20 protein-coding genes are annotated in these 14,688 nt (G+C 67.7%); 12 read left to right on the plus strand and 8 right to left on the minus strand.

Going from position 1 to position 14,688, the window contains the following annotated elements; genetic code table 11:
• Positions 1-130 precede the first annotated feature (130 nt).
• Positions 131-505 (plus strand): hypothetical protein, encoded by a 375-nt coding sequence (locus OG552_RS25115; RefSeq protein WP_329136586.1) that lies wholly within the window; start codon positions 131-133, stop codon positions 503-505.
• Positions 506-530: 25 nt separating this feature from the next.
• The gene (locus OG552_RS25120; protein WP_329136588.1) at positions 531-833 is read left to right on the plus strand and encodes a hypothetical protein; all 303 of its coding nucleotides are present in this window, start codon (positions 531-533) and stop codon (positions 831-833) included.
• Positions 834-1,287: 454 nt separating this feature from the next.
• Here OG552_RS25120 and OG552_RS25125 read toward each other — a convergent pair whose 3' ends face one another.
• Entirely contained in the window at positions 1,288-2,340 is a 1,053-nt protein-coding gene (locus OG552_RS25125) for an integrase core domain-containing protein (protein WP_329141105.1), read from the minus strand.
• 313 nt (positions 2,341-2,653) lie between these two features.
• On the opposite strand from OG552_RS25125, the gene OG552_RS25130 reads away from it, so the two are divergent.
• Both OG552_RS25130 and OG552_RS25135 read left to right on the plus strand, forming a co-directional pair.
• Positions 2,654-3,616 carry a hypothetical protein gene (locus OG552_RS25130; RefSeq protein WP_329136590.1) on the plus strand — a complete coding sequence of 321 codons (963 nt, stop codon included), beginning with the start codon at positions 2,654-2,656 and terminating at the stop codon, positions 3,614-3,616.
• A 150-nt stretch (positions 3,617-3,766) separates the two neighbouring features.
• Complete coding sequence (locus tag OG552_RS25135; protein WP_060950821.1) at positions 3,767-3,988, plus strand: hypothetical protein; 222 nt, start codon at positions 3,767-3,769, stop codon at positions 3,986-3,988.
• Positions 3,989-4,027: 39 nt separating this feature from the next.
• Here the strand turns inward: OG552_RS25135 and OG552_RS25140 are convergent, their stop codons facing one another.
• Both OG552_RS25140 and OG552_RS25145 read right to left on the minus strand, forming a co-directional pair.
• The gene (locus OG552_RS25140) at positions 4,028-4,156 is read right to left on the minus strand and encodes a hypothetical protein (RefSeq protein ID WP_329136596.1); all 129 of its coding nucleotides are present in this window, start codon (positions 4,154-4,156) and stop codon (positions 4,028-4,030) included.
• A 9-nt stretch (positions 4,157-4,165) separates the two neighbouring features.
• A complete protein-coding gene (locus OG552_RS25145; RefSeq protein WP_329141397.1) occupies positions 4,166-4,744 on the minus strand; it encodes a hypothetical protein in 579 nt (192 codons plus the stop codon).
• Between OG552_RS25145 and OG552_RS25150 the strand changes: the two genes are divergently transcribed.
• Entirely contained in the window at positions 4,683-4,904 is a 222-nt protein-coding gene (locus OG552_RS25150) for a DMT family transporter (protein ID WP_329136598.1), read from the plus strand. The two genes, OG552_RS25145 and OG552_RS25150, sit on opposite strands and share 62 nt — an antisense overlap.
• A 111-nt stretch (positions 4,905-5,015) precedes the next feature.
• Here the strand turns inward: OG552_RS25150 and OG552_RS25155 are convergent, their stop codons facing one another.
• Entirely contained in the window at positions 5,016-5,585 is a 570-nt protein-coding gene (locus OG552_RS25155; RefSeq protein ID WP_329136600.1) for a maleylpyruvate isomerase N-terminal domain-containing protein, read from the minus strand.
• 5 nt (positions 5,586-5,590) lie between these two features.
• Here OG552_RS25155 and OG552_RS25160 point away from each other — a divergent pair, with 5 nt between their 5' ends.
• Positions 5,591-5,740, plus strand: a complete 150-nt coding sequence (locus tag OG552_RS25160; protein ID WP_329136602.1) for a hypothetical protein — start codon at positions 5,591-5,593, stop codon at positions 5,738-5,740.
• A 709-nt stretch (positions 5,741-6,449) separates the two neighbouring features.
• Positions 6,450-7,385: a phosphotransferase family protein gene (locus OG552_RS25165; protein WP_329136604.1), complete on the plus strand. Its 936-nt coding sequence runs from the start codon at positions 6,450-6,452 to the stop codon at positions 7,383-7,385.
• A gap of 74 nt (positions 7,386-7,459) precedes the next feature.
• Here the strand turns inward: OG552_RS25165 and OG552_RS25170 are convergent, their stop codons facing one another.
• A complete protein-coding gene (locus OG552_RS25170; RefSeq protein WP_329136606.1) occupies positions 7,460-8,722 on the minus strand; it encodes a hypothetical protein in 1,263 nt (420 codons plus the stop codon).
• A 384-nt stretch (positions 8,723-9,106) separates the two neighbouring features.
• Between OG552_RS25170 and OG552_RS25175 the strand changes: the two genes are divergently transcribed.
• Both OG552_RS25175 and OG552_RS25180 read left to right on the plus strand, forming a co-directional pair.
• A complete protein-coding gene (locus OG552_RS25175) occupies positions 9,107-9,619 on the plus strand; it encodes a bifunctional DNA primase/polymerase (protein WP_329141107.1) in 513 nt (170 codons plus the stop codon).
• Positions 9,606-9,905 (plus strand): hypothetical protein, encoded by a 300-nt coding sequence (locus OG552_RS25180; protein WP_329136608.1) that lies wholly within the window; start codon positions 9,606-9,608, stop codon positions 9,903-9,905. Before OG552_RS25175 ends, OG552_RS25180 begins: the two co-directional genes overlap by 14 nt.
• Before the next feature lie 220 nt (positions 9,906-10,125).
• Here OG552_RS25180 and OG552_RS25185 read toward each other — a convergent pair whose 3' ends face one another.
• Positions 10,126-11,529: an IS1380 family transposase gene (locus OG552_RS25185; RefSeq protein WP_443071031.1), complete on the minus strand. Its 1,404-nt coding sequence runs from the start codon at positions 11,527-11,529 to the stop codon at positions 10,126-10,128.
• A gap of 237 nt (positions 11,530-11,766) precedes the next feature.
• Here OG552_RS25185 and OG552_RS25190 point away from each other — a divergent pair, with 237 nt between their 5' ends.
• Positions 11,767-12,303: a hypothetical protein gene (locus tag OG552_RS25190; protein ID WP_329133477.1), complete on the plus strand. Its 537-nt coding sequence runs from the start codon at positions 11,767-11,769 to the stop codon at positions 12,301-12,303.
• Here the strand turns inward: OG552_RS25190 and OG552_RS25195 are convergent.
• Entirely contained in the window at positions 12,260-13,051 is a 792-nt protein-coding gene (locus OG552_RS25195; protein ID WP_329133479.1) for an IS5 family transposase, read from the minus strand. The genes OG552_RS25190 and OG552_RS25195 overlap by 44 nt on opposite strands.
• 388 nt (positions 13,052-13,439) lie before the next feature.
• Between OG552_RS25195 and OG552_RS25200 the strand changes: the two genes are divergently transcribed.
• Entirely contained in the window at positions 13,440-13,589 is a 150-nt protein-coding gene (locus OG552_RS25200) for a hypothetical protein (RefSeq protein ID WP_329136610.1), read from the plus strand.
• 213 nt (positions 13,590-13,802) lie between these two features.
• Positions 13,803-14,213, plus strand: coding sequence for a hypothetical protein (locus OG552_RS25205; protein ID WP_329136612.1), 411 nt, complete (start codon positions 13,803-13,805; stop codon positions 14,211-14,213).
• A gap of 230 nt (positions 14,214-14,443) precedes the next feature.
• On the opposite strand, the gene OG552_RS25210 is transcribed toward OG552_RS25205, so the two are convergent.
• Positions 14,444-14,644, minus strand: coding sequence for a hypothetical protein (locus OG552_RS25210; protein ID WP_329136615.1), 201 nt, complete (start codon positions 14,642-14,644; stop codon positions 14,444-14,446).
• Positions 14,645-14,688: the final 44 nt, after the last annotated feature.

The following is a 14,688-nucleotide window of genomic DNA, read 5'->3' on the forward strand; positions in this document are numbered from 1 at the left end:
GACCTCCTCGGCGCCCGGCACTACGACCCGGGCCATTCTGTCAAGCGATGGTGGGGCAGGGCCCGTAAAAGGCATCGCCGAGATCGAAGAACTCGAGGCGTCGGTCACCGCTGAGGTCGGGGAGGTCGACGTGGCCGTCAAGCCTGAAGACATCGCCGACCTGATCGAATCCGGCGTCAAATTCAGCGAAGAAGATCTCGTGGCGACCGGAAGGGCCGCGGACGGCCGTGTGGTCTTCCTTGAGAAAGGGAACAGCAGGGCTGGCCTTACTCATATCATCGAACGTCATGGCGCCGAGTTCGAGCAGCGCGGGATTGGTTCCGCAGATCTTCCCGGATTCATCATCAATGCCGTGACCAAGGGTAAGGTCGTCGGATATCAGGGAAAGGGAACTGGGCGCCCGATCTATGAGCTCGAGTACAATGGGTCGCCGCAGCGAGTAGCCGTCACCGTCGGTAACAACGGCTTCGTCGTCGGCGCAAATCCCGTAGGATCTGGAGGGTGAACTAGTGGCTTTTGTTGTTCGGCTGTTGGCGGACTACGACTGTTACGGGCTCTGGGTCGCCTCGGCCCAGGGGTATGAAAACGTCGCACCTGAGACCTTTTTGACGGATGGAGAGTTGGCCGAGGCGATCAATGAATGGTCGGATCAATACGATGCGACGTTGAACAGGGAGGATCCCGCGTCTTCGGGTTTCGCTTCGGCCGACGCGGAGCGGATGTTCATCGACCGGGGCCGACTGCTTGCCGACCGCCTGAAGTCCGAACTGGGTGAGTCCTGGGCGGTCCTGTACTACGACCCGTTCCTGAAGCGTGATATCGATATCACGTGATGCGGCCGACGCTTTGCGAGCGGCTTCGACACGCCATGCTGGCGGGCGATTCCTTCTGCGCAGGTGTACGGCGTGAGGGCGAAGGGGGCGTACGGCGCCGGGTGTAAAGCTGGCTCTGATGGTTTTGGGTATCGCGTTCTTGGTGGCGTGCGGAAGTTCGGGTTTCGGTGAAGGTCAGTGGCGTCTAGTTGGGAGGGACTTGGGAATTTGGGCGCGGGGCCGTGCCGAGGATGCAAAAGGTCCCGCATTCCTTCTCCGCCGCCCCGCTGAATGCTGGCGGTTGGGACTTCTATGACTCCCACGGGGGGCGTCTGCCGGGGTGAACTTGGGGACGCGGCTGATCCTCGTCTTTCCCGCCGGACGCGGGAGGGCGAGCAGGTGCTCCGTGGACCTGAATACCGCAGGAAGTCGGGGCACCTGGAGCTGTCCTTGCCGAAAACCTCATCCGCGCTGGTCATGCCGCATGTTGGTACTCGTGGAGGATGCCGCCGAGTCGGTCGCGTTTTCGTATGTCGAGGCGGGCGATCTGCTCTGGATCGGTGATTGGCGCGGGCAGGGGGTGCAGTGGGCGGGCGTTGGCGATGCCCTGATGTGGCCGATGTTCGTTGTAAAAGGTCTCGAACTCCTTGAGGACATGGAGGAGGTGCTGGTGGTTCCAGACGAGTGTGCGGTCCAGCAGTTCTCGTCGGCAGGTCTCCACCCAGCGTTCCATGATCGCGTTCATGCGCGGTACGCGCACGCCGCTGAGGACCACCTCGATCCCGGCGTCGGCAAGAATGGCGTCGAACAGAGCGGGGAATTTGCCGTCCCTGTCCCGGATCAGGAACCGTTTTTGGCTGCGCGCGTCTTCGAGGTCCATCACGAGGTTCTTCGCTGTCTGTGTGACCCAGGGCGCGGTGGGATGGGGTGTGGCACCGAGGATCCGGATGCGGCGGCTTGCGTGTTCGATCACCGCGAATACGTAGAGTCGGGCTCCTGACAGGGTGGCGGTTTCGAAGAAGTCGCAGGCCAGGAGGGCGTCGCTTTGGGAGCGTAGGAAGTCCGCCCAGGTGCTCGACGCGCGTTCGGGGGCTGGTGGGATGCCGGCGTCCTTCAGGATTTCCCAGACCGTGGAGGCGGCTATTTTCACTCCGAGTACGAGCAGTTCGCCGTGTAGGCGCCGGTAGCCCCAGCTGGGGTTCTCGTGGGCCAGGCGCAGGACCAGGGCTCGGATGGAGTGGACGGTGCGTGGTCGGCCTCCGCGGTGGGGTCGGGATCGGGCGGCGTGCCGGCGGGCGACCAGGTCACGGTGCCAGCGCAGGACCGTGTCCGGGCGCACCAGCAACTGCATGCGCCGAAGTACGTCCTTCGGGATGCGGTGCAGGAGCGCTGCCAGGAACGCTCGATCGCCTGGTGTGAACCTGACTCGTTGGCCGTTCCGCTGCCGCTCCAGCACGGCGATCTGGTGGCGTAGCGCCAGGATCTCTGTGTCCTTGTCCCGGTCGGTCATGGGCAGCAGGCGCAGCATCGCGAAGGCGTTCGTCACGCCCAGCTAAGCGGGTTTCCACAGCACAAACGGTCATCATGCCGAGGTCATCGACACTCTGCCAGAGCCCCGGGTCGTCCTTTGTACGCGGCAGCCCGCTGATCGCGCACATCGGCTTTGACCAGCATGGATGAGGTAATCGGCAAGGACAACGCCACTGGCCCCCGTACGACCGGGCCTGGTTCGCGACCTCGTCCAGGACCTGAAGCCCATCGACGGTCTGGCGCCGCTGTGGTCGGAGCGGGTGGCGAAGGCAATGCGCGACTGTGCCGGCGCTGCTGCCTTGTACCTCCTCGTGGACACAGAAGCCGTCGATGCGTTCCGTGCGGCGATCGGCGAGTACCACCGCGTCGCCCCGGGCGCGGTGCGGACGTTCCTGACCGAGGTGGATCCGGCATGGCCGAAGGATGCCTCCCGTCACCGCTTCCTGACCGTGGCCCGGATGAGCGATTCCCAGGATCACGCCTGGCGCGGCCTCGCCCGAACCGTCCAGCGGATCTCCACCGAGGCCCCGCTGCCTGACGCGTTGCGTACCCTCGCGTTCCCCGACGACGCGAGTCGGCGCCACCGCCAGGAGCGGCGGGCCGCGCTGGCAACGGTACGGCCGTCCGACGAGCTGGCGGTGATGCGCAAGGACGTCGAAGACCTCAAGGCCCTACTCGCCCAAGCGGACGAGGAGCTGAAGGAGGCGGCACGGACCGCCGAGCTGTCGACACTGACCGTGGCCTCGCTGGAAGAGCAGCTTCACGCCGCAATGAAACGGGCGGACGGGGACATGGAAGAGGCCCTGCGTGCCTTGGACGACGTGGAGCGAGCGCGAGCTGAGGCGGACATCTTGCGGCGTCGGCTCCGCGATGCAGGCTGCTACTACGACACCGTCGTCGTCGAGCAGCACCGGGGAGTGCCGGACTCGTTCGAGGAGTTGTGGGAGCGGTTGGACGACTTCGAGGGGGTCCTGGTCACTGCAGGCAGGAGCAAGGCGCTCGAACTGGACGAGGGGGAACGGGCTCGTGTGTGGGCGGCCAAGGCGTGGAACGCGCTTCGGGCACCGGACTCCTACACACAGGCTGCCCGGGAGGGTTTCAACGGAGGCTTCTACCAACACTGCACGTCGGATCGGCCGGGGGCGGTGAACTGGCCGCTCAAGCAGTTTTCCCCAGCCGGGCGAAGACCAACTGAAGCAGGCCTGTGCCGGGGTGCACGGTCTAGATCACGCCTTGACCGGGCACCACGCCATGACTTCCGGCCGGCACGTTGAACGATGCCGAGACGGTCGAGACCCGGGTCTGCGAGGAGTGCGGTTCGGAGATCGAGACAGTCCCGTACTTCACAGCTCCGCCCAAAGAGGCCACGGCCGACTTCAGCCGCTGAGCAAGCCGCCTCAGCGCCCCGGCTACAGTCCGCCTTCATGACGACGATCTACACGACCCGGGAGTGGAACGGCTACGGGAAGCAGAACTACTACTGGCACGAGTACCGGCTCGAAGGCGACACCGTCGTCAAGTACAAGTGCCACCGGCAGAAGTTCTTCGATGGCGATGAGAACGTCTGGGACAAGGACGAATCGATCGTGGAGTCCTGGGGACTTGATGAGCCGAGCATGCCCGACTGGCTGAGGCAGTATCTCTGACTCCGCCCCTACTGCTGTAGCCCTGGAAGGCGCCGAAAGTCACTCCGTGTTGCGCCACCGGCTCGCGCCGGCCACCCAGATCTCCCGGCGCCGCAGCGCGTCCCGCAGGTTGACCAGCACGCACAGCTCGTACGGGATGCGCTCCACCCGGCCCTTGTTGTCCACCACCGCCGCCCGCTACTGCTCGGGCACCACCCCGTCCAGCGGGACGCGCTCGGCCTCGTCGAAGCACCCCCCGTCCTTGATCGGCTGGTCCAGGTACCGCTTGAGCAGGTCGATCGCGTCCATCACCGGCCGGTAGGCGGTGTTGTTGCACTTCAGCTCCAGCACCGACAGCAGCGGCGAGAGCATCCGCCGCCAGTGGTTGGAGTACGACGACCGCAGCACCGTGCGGATGCGCGCCTTGTACCGGGCATCGTTCGCCACGGCCTCCGCCGCCAGCGCCTTCAAGGTCTTCTTGCCGACCACCGGGAAGATGACCTTGCGGACCGTGCCAGCCGGCTCGGCCAGCCCCGCCTCCGCGACCCGCAGCATCATCCCCTCCTTGCCGCGGACCTTCTTCAACTCCTTGACGAACTCGCCCTCGACCTTCTTCTCCGCTCGCGTGTTGATCTTCTGCACGAGCTGGATGAACAGGTTTATCAGCGAATCGGCGATCTCCGTCCGCCGCACGTGGCACAGCGTCGCCAGCAGCGTGTACCGCACTGGGTCGCCCCGTCTGCCGAGCCACACCGGCGCGATCCTGCTCCTGCTCACGCCTGTCGGTGCGCTGGCCCTCGGGGCCGCGGTGCTGGGCGAACGTCCGACGCCCACGCAGTGGGCGGGCTGCGTTCTCATCCTGGTCACTGCCTACGCCACGACGCTCAGTCGTACCCGGGATCCGGGCTCCCGCACAGGCCGCGCGGACGGTCAGTAGCCGCCCAGGAGGGCTCGTACCTGGCGCAGGGTGTCCGGTCCGTCGCTGCTGTGCCAGCGGGTGGGGTGGGCGGGGCGCCGACCCGACAGCAGCAGGAGCCGGGCAGCCGGGTCACTCTCGATGGTGGCGGGGCCTTCGGGCGGGGCCAGGCGGATGCTGCCGCCGTCGGCGTCGGCGGTCACCGATGTCGTCCGTGCCGGGTGCGCGCAGGCGGCCCTCGATCCGTCCGTCGGGTCCCAGGTCGTGGCCGGCGGCGTGGCCCTTGGACAGCAGCGGCCGGCCGACGGACACCACGCCGTGCTCGGTCATCCACGGCTCGTTCAGCGCCTGCACGGCTGTGCGGGAGTCGCCGGTGAGGTCCCAGCGGTGCAAGAACAGCGCGGCAGCCGCGGCCACCTCGGCGAGGCGCTCGCAGCGGTCCAGGAACGCCGCCCACAGGTCAGCGTCGGATATCCGCCGGAACGGGGTATCGCGTGTGAAGTCCCGGGTCTCCACCGGCGAGCCGTCGAGGAACGCCTGCAGGACCCGTGCCAGCTCCTCCGCGTTGCCCGTCTGGTGGGCCAGGACATCCCGCACCGTCCACGCCTCGCACCACGTGCCGTCGTAGGGCCGCCGACCCTGCACGGCGTGCACGAACGGGGCCAGCTCCGGGAGGGCGTCATCAACACGCGAGGGGACCACAAGCGATGGATATCCCAGGTGCGGCCCAGGCCAACCAGGGCGTAGGGCAGAAGACCCGGACAGCGGCGGTCGTCCCCACCCGGCTCGCCGCCCCCGGCAAGGAGCCGACCATGGACGGCGCGTCCCGGTCCGGTCGTGTCCGGACGAGGGCCTGAGTCGGACCCTGCTGTCCGGATCTCAGGCACGGCCGGTGCACGTGCGGCTGATTCGGGGGCGCGCCTCAGACCGTTGCCGTATACCGGTTCGACGAGCCGGGCCTGAAACAGGAGCGACGGGGAGCGCTGATGCCCGCTCACCGATCCTCCCTCAGCTACGCCACCTGCCAGGTGCGGTCGAACGCAGGACATGGACCCGGTCCAACAACGGTAAGAGCAACGACCCACGGGGCGGCTTGCATTTCCGAGGGCTCTTGCGTCATCCGAGCAGGTCACGGGCGGTTTCCGCAAGGAAGTCGCAAGGGAGCGCGGAGGTTGCACGAGCGGCCCCAAACGCGGGCCGCGCCGCCCGCCCACTGCGTCATCCATGGCCGATGAGCAGCGTAAAGACGGAGAGTTGCGGTCAGATGCCGATCACTGGTGCCCTTCTCGGCCCGAAAAGAGCAACGGTCAGAAGACCGTGTGCGTTTTGGCAGGTACAAGAACGGCTCTGACCGGCGTTCGTGCTGGTCAGAGCCATAATTCCGGAGTGCCCCCGGCAGGATTCGAACCTGCGCACACGGCTCCGGAGGCTGGGTAGGCCGTTGCTGTTCGTGGTGTGCTGAACTGGGCGGGAGTGGCTGCCGGCCCTGCGGCATGGCCTGATCATTACGTCCCTACGACGTGAACGGTCTGCCGGGCTGGGCAGGCGGCCCGTATGGTCGGTTGCATGGTGAGTGGCATCTCGGGTGATGGCATGGCAGGTGGCGGGGCTGCGGAGTTCACGGCGGAGACAACCCTCGCTGTGCTTCGGGAGGCGTGTGCGGCGGCCGGTCTGGACCCCGGGGACGCGCGGTTGCTGAGGCTGGGTTCCAACGCGGTGTACGCGTTAGCCGGTCGTCCGGTGATCGTGCGGATCACGGCCGACCCGGGGGCTCTGGAGGCGATGGAGCGGGCGGTACGGGTGGCGCGCTGGCTGGGGGAGGAGCGGTTCCCGGCGAACCGGGTGTTGCCTGCGGTGACGCAGCCGCTTGTCGTGGGCGGGCGCGCGGTCACGTTCTGGGAGAGCGTCCAGGACGCCGAGGAGTACGCGACGCTGCCCGAACTGGCGGATCTGCTCAGGCGGTTGCATTGGCTGGAGGAACCGGAGTCGCTGGGGCTGCCGTACTTTGAGCCGTTCACCAAGCTGAGAGCGTCGCTTCGCCGCCTCAATGGAGCAGCGGAGCAGGATGTGGCCTTCCTGACCGAGCGCACCGACAAGCTGGAGAAGGAGTACAACCGACTGGACTTCGTACTCCCGTTCGGGATGATCCACGGCGACGCGAACGTCGGCAATGTGCTGCGCGACCGCTCGGGGCGGGCGGTCCTCATCGACCTGGACGGCTTTGCCCTCGCCCCGCGTGAGTGGGACCTGATTCTCACCGCCATCTACTACGACCGCTACGGCTGGCACACCCGTGAACAGTACGAATCCTTCGTCCACCACTACGGCTTTGACCTGATGAACTGGCCCGGCTATCCGGTCCTCGCCGACATCCGCGAGCTGATGATGACGCTCTGGATGGGCGGCAAGGCGGCGACGGAGCCGAGGGCCGCCGCGGAGTTCGCCCGCCGTGTGGAGGCGATCCGTACTGGCGGCAATCGCGCCGACTGGCAACCATTTTGAGCTGACGCGCGTCGGTCTCCCCGCGGCGTGGAATGTCGATCTGCTTGCTTCGTGAGGTATGGACGTTGGCGAGCTCACCTCGGATTCTTCGCGAGTTCGCCCTCCGACGCCTCCCACAGACGGAGCCCTGCGGCCTGCTCGCCCAGCTCGCGCACGACGGGACTACCCGCATGTGCCGCGAGCCCCCGGCGGAAGTCCGCCAGGTACCGCACACATCGCGCGGAGCGTAGTTGCTCGCCCAGATCCAGCGCGTCCAGCGTGACCCGGCACGCCTCGTCAACGTCGCCGGCCCGTAAGTGCGCGTCGGCCAGCACCATCGTCACGAAGAAGTCCGACCGTACGTGGCTGCCGCTCATCGCGTGCTCGGCGTGTTCGACGGCTTGGCGGGCGTTGCTCACGTCGCGGAAGCAGTGCGCGGCTTCGGCGGCAAGTTCGGCCTCGTCAAAGTAGGTGATCCACTCCGGCTCGTCACCAGAGTTGCGGCGGTTCAGGAAGCGGGCGGCCTCTGCCAGAGCGAGTTCGCAGGCGCGCTTGTCGCCGGTACGGGCCAGGGCTCGGGCCTCCATCGCGTGGAACTGGGCCATGAGCGTCGGCGTGGCCACCCCGGAGATGCCCATCCGCGCGGCCCGCGCGAGCGTCGCGGCCTGCGTGTAGTGGCCGAGGAACGTGGCCTGGTGGCTCATCGCGGAGAGGATGCTGCCCGCGAGCCGGCGGTCGTTGCCGTCCTGCGCGAAGCGGAGCGCTTGGAGGAAGTACCGCTGCGCGAGGCCGTGATGGCAGGCGTCGTACGACATCCACGCGGCCAGGAGCGTTGTTTCGGCCACGGTGGAGAAGAGGGCGCGGCCGACAGCTTCGGTGTACTGGCCGCTGAGGAGCGGGGCGACGTCCCGGCTGAGGTACTGGATGACCGACTGCCGGGCGTGTTCACCGCCGAAGCGGTCGTCCAGCATGGCGAACGTATCGCTCGTGGATTTCACCATGGCCACATCGGCAAGACCGACCCGGCTTCCGGACCTGCCCGGACCGGCCGAGGGTACGGGCTCCGGGGCGACGAGCCATCGTAACGAGGCGTCGCTCCATGCGGGTTCGGACGGTTCGGAGAGAAGCAGCGGCTCGTAGCCATGGAGATCGGCCCGCCACAACTGGTCGACCGTGGCAATGGCCGCGTCGGGGCTCGGCGGGTAACGGGTCTCCAGCAGTTGGGCGTTCTGGCCTGAGCCCGCGTAGCTCAACCCCAGCTCGACCGCGGTCAGTCCGAGTGCTTCGCACAGCAGGGGACCGTAGAAGTCGTCGGGTTGGCTGTGGCTGTTCTCCCAGCTCGCAATGCGCCGTTTCACGCTGGCGTCGGTGGGCAGGGATTGTCCTCGGTGCTGGGCCGCTCGCCGCATCTCGTTGACGAGACGTAACTGTCCCCAACCGCGTTGCCTGCGAGCCGCGCTGACGCGTGTGCCGCTCTCCTGGACCGTGCTCACCACCGCGCCTCCTCGTGCGGCTCGCGCTGTTTGTGGTCGTCCAACGACTCTACGTGCTCATGTTCGGCTATGGGGCCGCTGGGACGATGCCGGAAGCACGTGTGCACCGGACGGGGGATGACGCGGCCTGGTGGGGCACGTCATCCCCCGTCACCTCTCGTCATCTCCCCTGGCGGGGGCCGTGGTTCGAGTCTGGTCGTGGTGGCGGACAGTCCGCGGCCGGGCTCTCTGGGGTGGTACGGCGTGCAGATGATGACCAGGCGGGGCATCGAGTGGTTGAGCCTCGCGTCGGATGATCCGGCGCAGTGCCGTATGGCGTGGATGGATGACCCCCGGCAGCCTCGACTGCTCGCGGCCGGCCAGCTCTTCGACGTGCTCGCCGTCGACCAGACCGCAGGCATGGAGACGTTCGACCAACTCCGCCGCCGGGGCATGCCGGTCGGCCCGGTGATGGTCGACCGGGCTGCCGAACGCATGGGCTTCTTCCTTCCGGCGGGGTCGCGGGAGCGTTTCGTGAAGTCCTTGAGCCGCGAGACGGACACCCCGCCGCCGTACACGGTTCTCGACGCGGGTTCGTTCGTCGTTGTGCCCGGACCCATGGCGTTGACGGGCGATCGGTTCGAGTGGGTGAACGCTCCCATCCGGCCGCAATACGGTTCCCCGCTGCAAACGGTCGCGCTGGCGGTGATGTTCGCCGCCGCGTCCCAACTCATTGCGCGGGCTCGTCAATACGGATTGGAGACGGCCGATGCCCAGCGATGAGCGTGCCGGCCACGACGAGGCGAGTTGGTCGCCGATTGACGGTCACGAGTGGTACGCCGCGAGGGACGCCGCCGTGTCCTTGCGCGACGTGCTGGTGTCGGCCGGCATGGCGCGTGACTTCCCCTTCCTGCGGGCCGACATCAACGCCTTCGGTCAGGGCTTCATCCAGCTCGGCCGCATCTCACCGGAGACCGCCGAACGGCTCGCCGAACTCCTGCGCCTGGCCCTGGCGTCCGCTCAGGCGGACCTCGGCGCGGGCGGAACAAACAACGGCCCAACCGACTGAAGTGAAGAGGAGCGCGGCCATGACCGATCCACGGGGCGTGTGCGCGAGGCGAGCCGAGTCCCTAGCCTCGCTGTTTCGGTTGGGCTTGGCTGAGCTGGGCTGACGTCTCTTTTCGGTGGTCGTCGCGGTTTGTGTGGGGTGGGTATGGCTTTGGCCCGACGCTCGGGTCGGGTGCTCCAGGGCTCCTCGGGTCGTGGGCGGACAGCGACTGGTCGTTGGCTCAGGTGGCTGGTCTGGGTAGGGCCGCGAGACGGGTGAATGCTGTGGTCAGCTCGTGGCGCCAGGGCCAGGTGGCGGCGATCCGCAGGTGGAGGCGTCGCCCGCCACGGGTGAGGCGGGCGGCTGCGTGCAGCAGGCGGTAGCGGAGTTTCTTCGGCTCGGCGGTGGCCAGTTCGCCGTCCAGCAGGAGGGTCTGGGTCCATGCGAGCAGGTCGATGGCGGTCAGTGCCAGCTCCAGCCACGCTTGGTTGATGGCGAAGTGGCGGGAGGGGAAGCGGCCGAAGCCGGTGGTCTTGCCGCATCGGATGCGGTCCTCGACGCGGGCATGCCCGCGGTGGCGGACCTCCAGGAACTGCAGCGAGCCTTCACCGACGGGAGTGTCGGTGATGAACGCCTGGTGGCGCATGCCCTCGTCGAGGTCGGACAGCGACAACTGCGCGCCCGGGTGGGGGCGTTCGCGTCGGACGATGATCCGGGTGCCGTCGGGGTGTCCGGCCAGGTCGAGCATGCCGGTCAGCTCGGCGACCTCGGCGCCGGCCCGCAAGGTGCCGTCCTGCTCCAGAGCCGGATGCCAGAACCGGTCGGGCAGGGCACGGACCGCCCGGCGGACCGGTTCGGTGACTGCGTATCCGACGGAGAACGACGTGCGGATGCCCCGGTCCCGCAGGGAACGCAGGTGGGCGAGGAAGGTTTTCGCGCCGCCGGCGCTGTCGGTGCGGACCAGGATCGGGGTGCCGTGGCGGTGGGCGTCGGGGATCTGGGCCAGTGCCCCATCCAGGACGGTGATGTGGTCGGTTGCGGTGTTCGCGCCCGCGTTGCCCGGCCGCAGCACGCCGGCCAGGGCCTCGCCGGTGTTGTCCAGGAAGCACAGCAGAGGGTGGTAGCCGAACCCGCGTTTGTAGGTGGGCGCCGCCTCCTCCTTGTCGGAGTGGCAGGTCACCAGGGTGGCGTCGATGTCCAGGACCAGGCCGGGCAGGTCCCGGCCGCCGGCACGGGCCGACGGTATGCCTTCTCGGGTCTCGGCGGCCTGCAGCCAGGCGAGGTCCCGGGCCGCGGCCCTGGACCGGCGCAGTCCGGCGAGTGCGGCCGGATCAAGGCCGGCCAGCAGACGCCAGGCAGTCGCGGTGGAGGCGACCGGGCCGAACACGGGGGCCTGGTCACGCAGTAGGGCCAGGTCGCTGATGGCCTCGCCGCCGTCGGCGAGCATCACCGCCACATCGACCGCGATCCTGCCCGGATCGTGCCCGGTGCCACGCGGACGAAGCCGGCGCAGTGTGTCGGTGAAGGCCGCTGTCAGGCCGGTGGCATCAGCGAGGTCGGCCAAAAGCCGGGAACCCGCGTGGCTGACCACCCCGTGACCGTCGGCCGACACGACCAGCTTGGGACGTGACCCGGTAGTGTGCACGCAGAAAGTGCCTTCCTGCTGTGGTGACAGAAGCCCTAGACAAGCCTCATCATCCCAGCTCAGAAGGCACTTTCGCGTTCCCGCTCAAGATCCGGACGCAACCGCAAACGAAACGCGAAGGCTAAGTCGCTGTTGTCGTTCCGAACTTGAGGGCGGCGTTTTCGCTGGTCAGGCGTAGGGCCGGTGATTTCGTGGGAGTGGTGGTCTGTCGGGTTGTCACTCGCTGGGGAGGCCGGGATGCCGTCGGTTGTCGGACTGCTGGAAGAGCACGAGCTCGCTGCTCGCCGTCGTGTTGACGGGCTGCGGGAGGAGGCCGACCGGATCCAGGCCCAGCTGGCCGCGGCCGAGCTGGAATGGCAGGAGTGGACGATCGCCCGCAGGCGCGTCGATACGGTGCTGGCACCGGACAGCGCGGGCACCATCGCCACGAAGACCACCCCGGATCTGCTGGGCGAGCACGTGCCGTCCGTGCGGTCGGATGCGGTGAAGCCGAGATCGCAGGTGCCGGTGTGGCGTGAGGGCTGTGGCTGGTCGGTGCTGTCGGTGGACTATCAGCGCATCGTGCAGCTCCTCGCGGACCGGTCCCGGCTCCATCAAGGGCCGCTGACCTGCCAGGAGATGGCCGCGGTGTTCGGGATGGACATGGTGCCGGCGCGGGTGGAGGGGTTGCGGTCGAAGGCGAAACGCCTGGTCGCACGTGGCTGGCTGACCGAGCCCGGTTCGGGCCGGTTCACGCTCGCTGCGGGTGTGGCCGGGCCAGGCGGCGCGTCATGAGCAGGGTCATCGACCAGTAGACCATCGCCTCGGCGCTGGTGGTGCGGCGTTCGTAGTCACGGGCCAGGCGGCGGGTGCGCATCAGCCAGGCGTTGGTGCGCTCGACGATCCACCGTTTGGGCAGCACCACGAATCCCTTGCGGTCGTCGCTGCGTTTGACGATCTTCAGGACGAGAGCGAGTGCGGCCAGGCAGTGCTTGACGAGGCTGCCGGTGTAGCCGCCATCAGCCCAGACCAGGGCCAGACGGTGGTGCGCTTCGGCCACCCGCTGGAGCAGGACCCGAGCGGCGGTGCGGTCACCGACATCCGCGGCGGTGACCATCACGCCCAGGAGCAGGCCGAGCGTGTCGACCACCAGGTGCCTTTTCCGGCCGTTGATGAGCTTGCCGCCGTCGAAGCCGCGGCTGTCCGATCCGACCATGGCGTCGGCCTTGACGGACTGCGAGTCGATCACCCCGGCTGTCGGCTCGGTGTCCCGGCCCGCACGGGTGCGGACCTGCGCGCGGAGCCGGTCGTGGAACTCCTTGACCAGGGCGCGGTCGCGCCAGCGGCGGAAGAACGCATACACACGGTCCCACGGCGGGAAATCAGCCGGCATCGCCCGCCACTTGATTCCGTTGTCGACCAGATAGCGGACCGCGTCCAGTATCGCCCGGTGGCAATAAGCCTCCGGCTGCCCGCCCCGGCCCCGCATCCAGCCCGGTACCGGCAGCAGCGGCCGGACAGCAGCCCACTCCGCGTCCGTCATGTCCGACGGATAACACCGCTGCCGCGTCCCGTTGTCGGCGGCGTTTCCGAACCGGTGCGCCAGACAGTCACACTCCCGGGCGACCCAACTGGACTGTGCTGCCGTCGAGACGGAACACTGCGGCACCGGGGCCTCCTGGTGTTGCTCGGTGATTCGACACCAACGAGCTGTTCAGGAGGCCCCACCTCTATGCGCCCAAGCCTCCGAGACCACCCAATCGGGACTCCCGTTCGACGCACATCCCTCAAGACCGGAACGACAACAGCGACTAAGCCCTGGCGTCCCGTACGTCCGGGGCTGGGCGCATGCCAGGCGGGGCGCTGAGGCGTTGGCGGAGGGACTGTTCATTCTCGGCCTGGACGCCGATTTCCCGTGCCTCCGGCCGGATGTGAACGTGTTCGGAGACGGCATCGTTCACCTCGGCGCGGTCCGGCCGGAGGCAGCGGAGATCCTTGCGCGGCTCCTCACGGCGGGGCTGGCGATGGAGATGGCGGGGAAGCAGCCGGTGGACGAGGAGCCGGACTCCCCGGCTGCCTGATGAGGTTCACCTTGACCGGTTTTCCGCCGGCATCCGCGGTGCTCGGTTCTGCCGCCGGGCCGGGACCGGCGCCCCAGCGCCGCAGCCCGGACCGGGCGGCGGACGGTAAGGGGCAGGCCGCGCAGAGAAGGCCACCTCGGCCGGAAGCGCGCACGAGTTGAGCCGCCGAGAGATCAACGCGCGACAGATTCCACTGATCAACGAGAGGCCACCGTGACCATGCTTCACCCCAAAGCCGCTGTTGCCGTAGATGGCCACATCGAGTTGAGCCGCGACGATTTCGCGCGCTTCGTCTCTACGTACACGCCAACTGACCTGCACGACATGGAGGCATACCTGGAGCCCCTGCTTGCTGGATGGCTTTACGTCGGCCCCGGGATTGAGTCCACGGCCGCGAATTATGACCACTTCCTGCAAGTGGTCGTGTCCATCACTGACGCGATCTTGAAGGGCTCGCTCAGCCTCGACTATCGAGGTCCCGACATGGCGCCCTACAGGCGACGCTTGATCGGCCTTCAAGACCCCAATCTCGGGGCCAGCGTCCTCAGCCGCATGGGATACGACCAGGTTGTGCACCAGACGCTAGAAGGACGCCGGTCAGAAGCGGGGGCGAAGCCGCGCTGACCAGTGGGAATTCCTGTATGACGTCGCGAGCACTGTAAAGGTCGGGACTCGGGGGCGGACCATGCTGTCTGCTTCGCCGCCTCCTTGTGGAGGATGTGCCTACTTCGGAAGACGAGCGCGGCGGCCCCGTGGTTACCTCGTACGGCCCCGTACAGCGTCTTGGAGGCTTTCCCCGTTTCCACCTCGTTTGTCCCTCAGACGGGCACGCGGGGCACGGGCTGTCCGGCGGACTAGAACGGTCTGAACATGTCCTCGGGCCAGCCCTCCGGGAGCTTGTTCGCGAAGACTGCGTAGAGCGGGCCATACTCGCTTTGGGTCACGAGGAGTTCCCACTGGTCCAAGTCGTGGTGCAGGTAGCGCCGGAGCATGCTGAGGAACTGACGGAACTCTTCGTCCGACAGGCGGCCGGTGGGTTCCTGGCTGGGGTCCATGGCGCCAGCGTAGCCACGCGATGGCTGACGTATCAGGCCTCGTC

It is taken from the genome of Streptomyces sp. NBC_01476, from assembly GCF_036227265.1.
Taxonomy (GTDB): Bacteria; Actinomycetota; Actinomycetes; order Streptomycetales; family Streptomycetaceae; genus Actinacidiphila.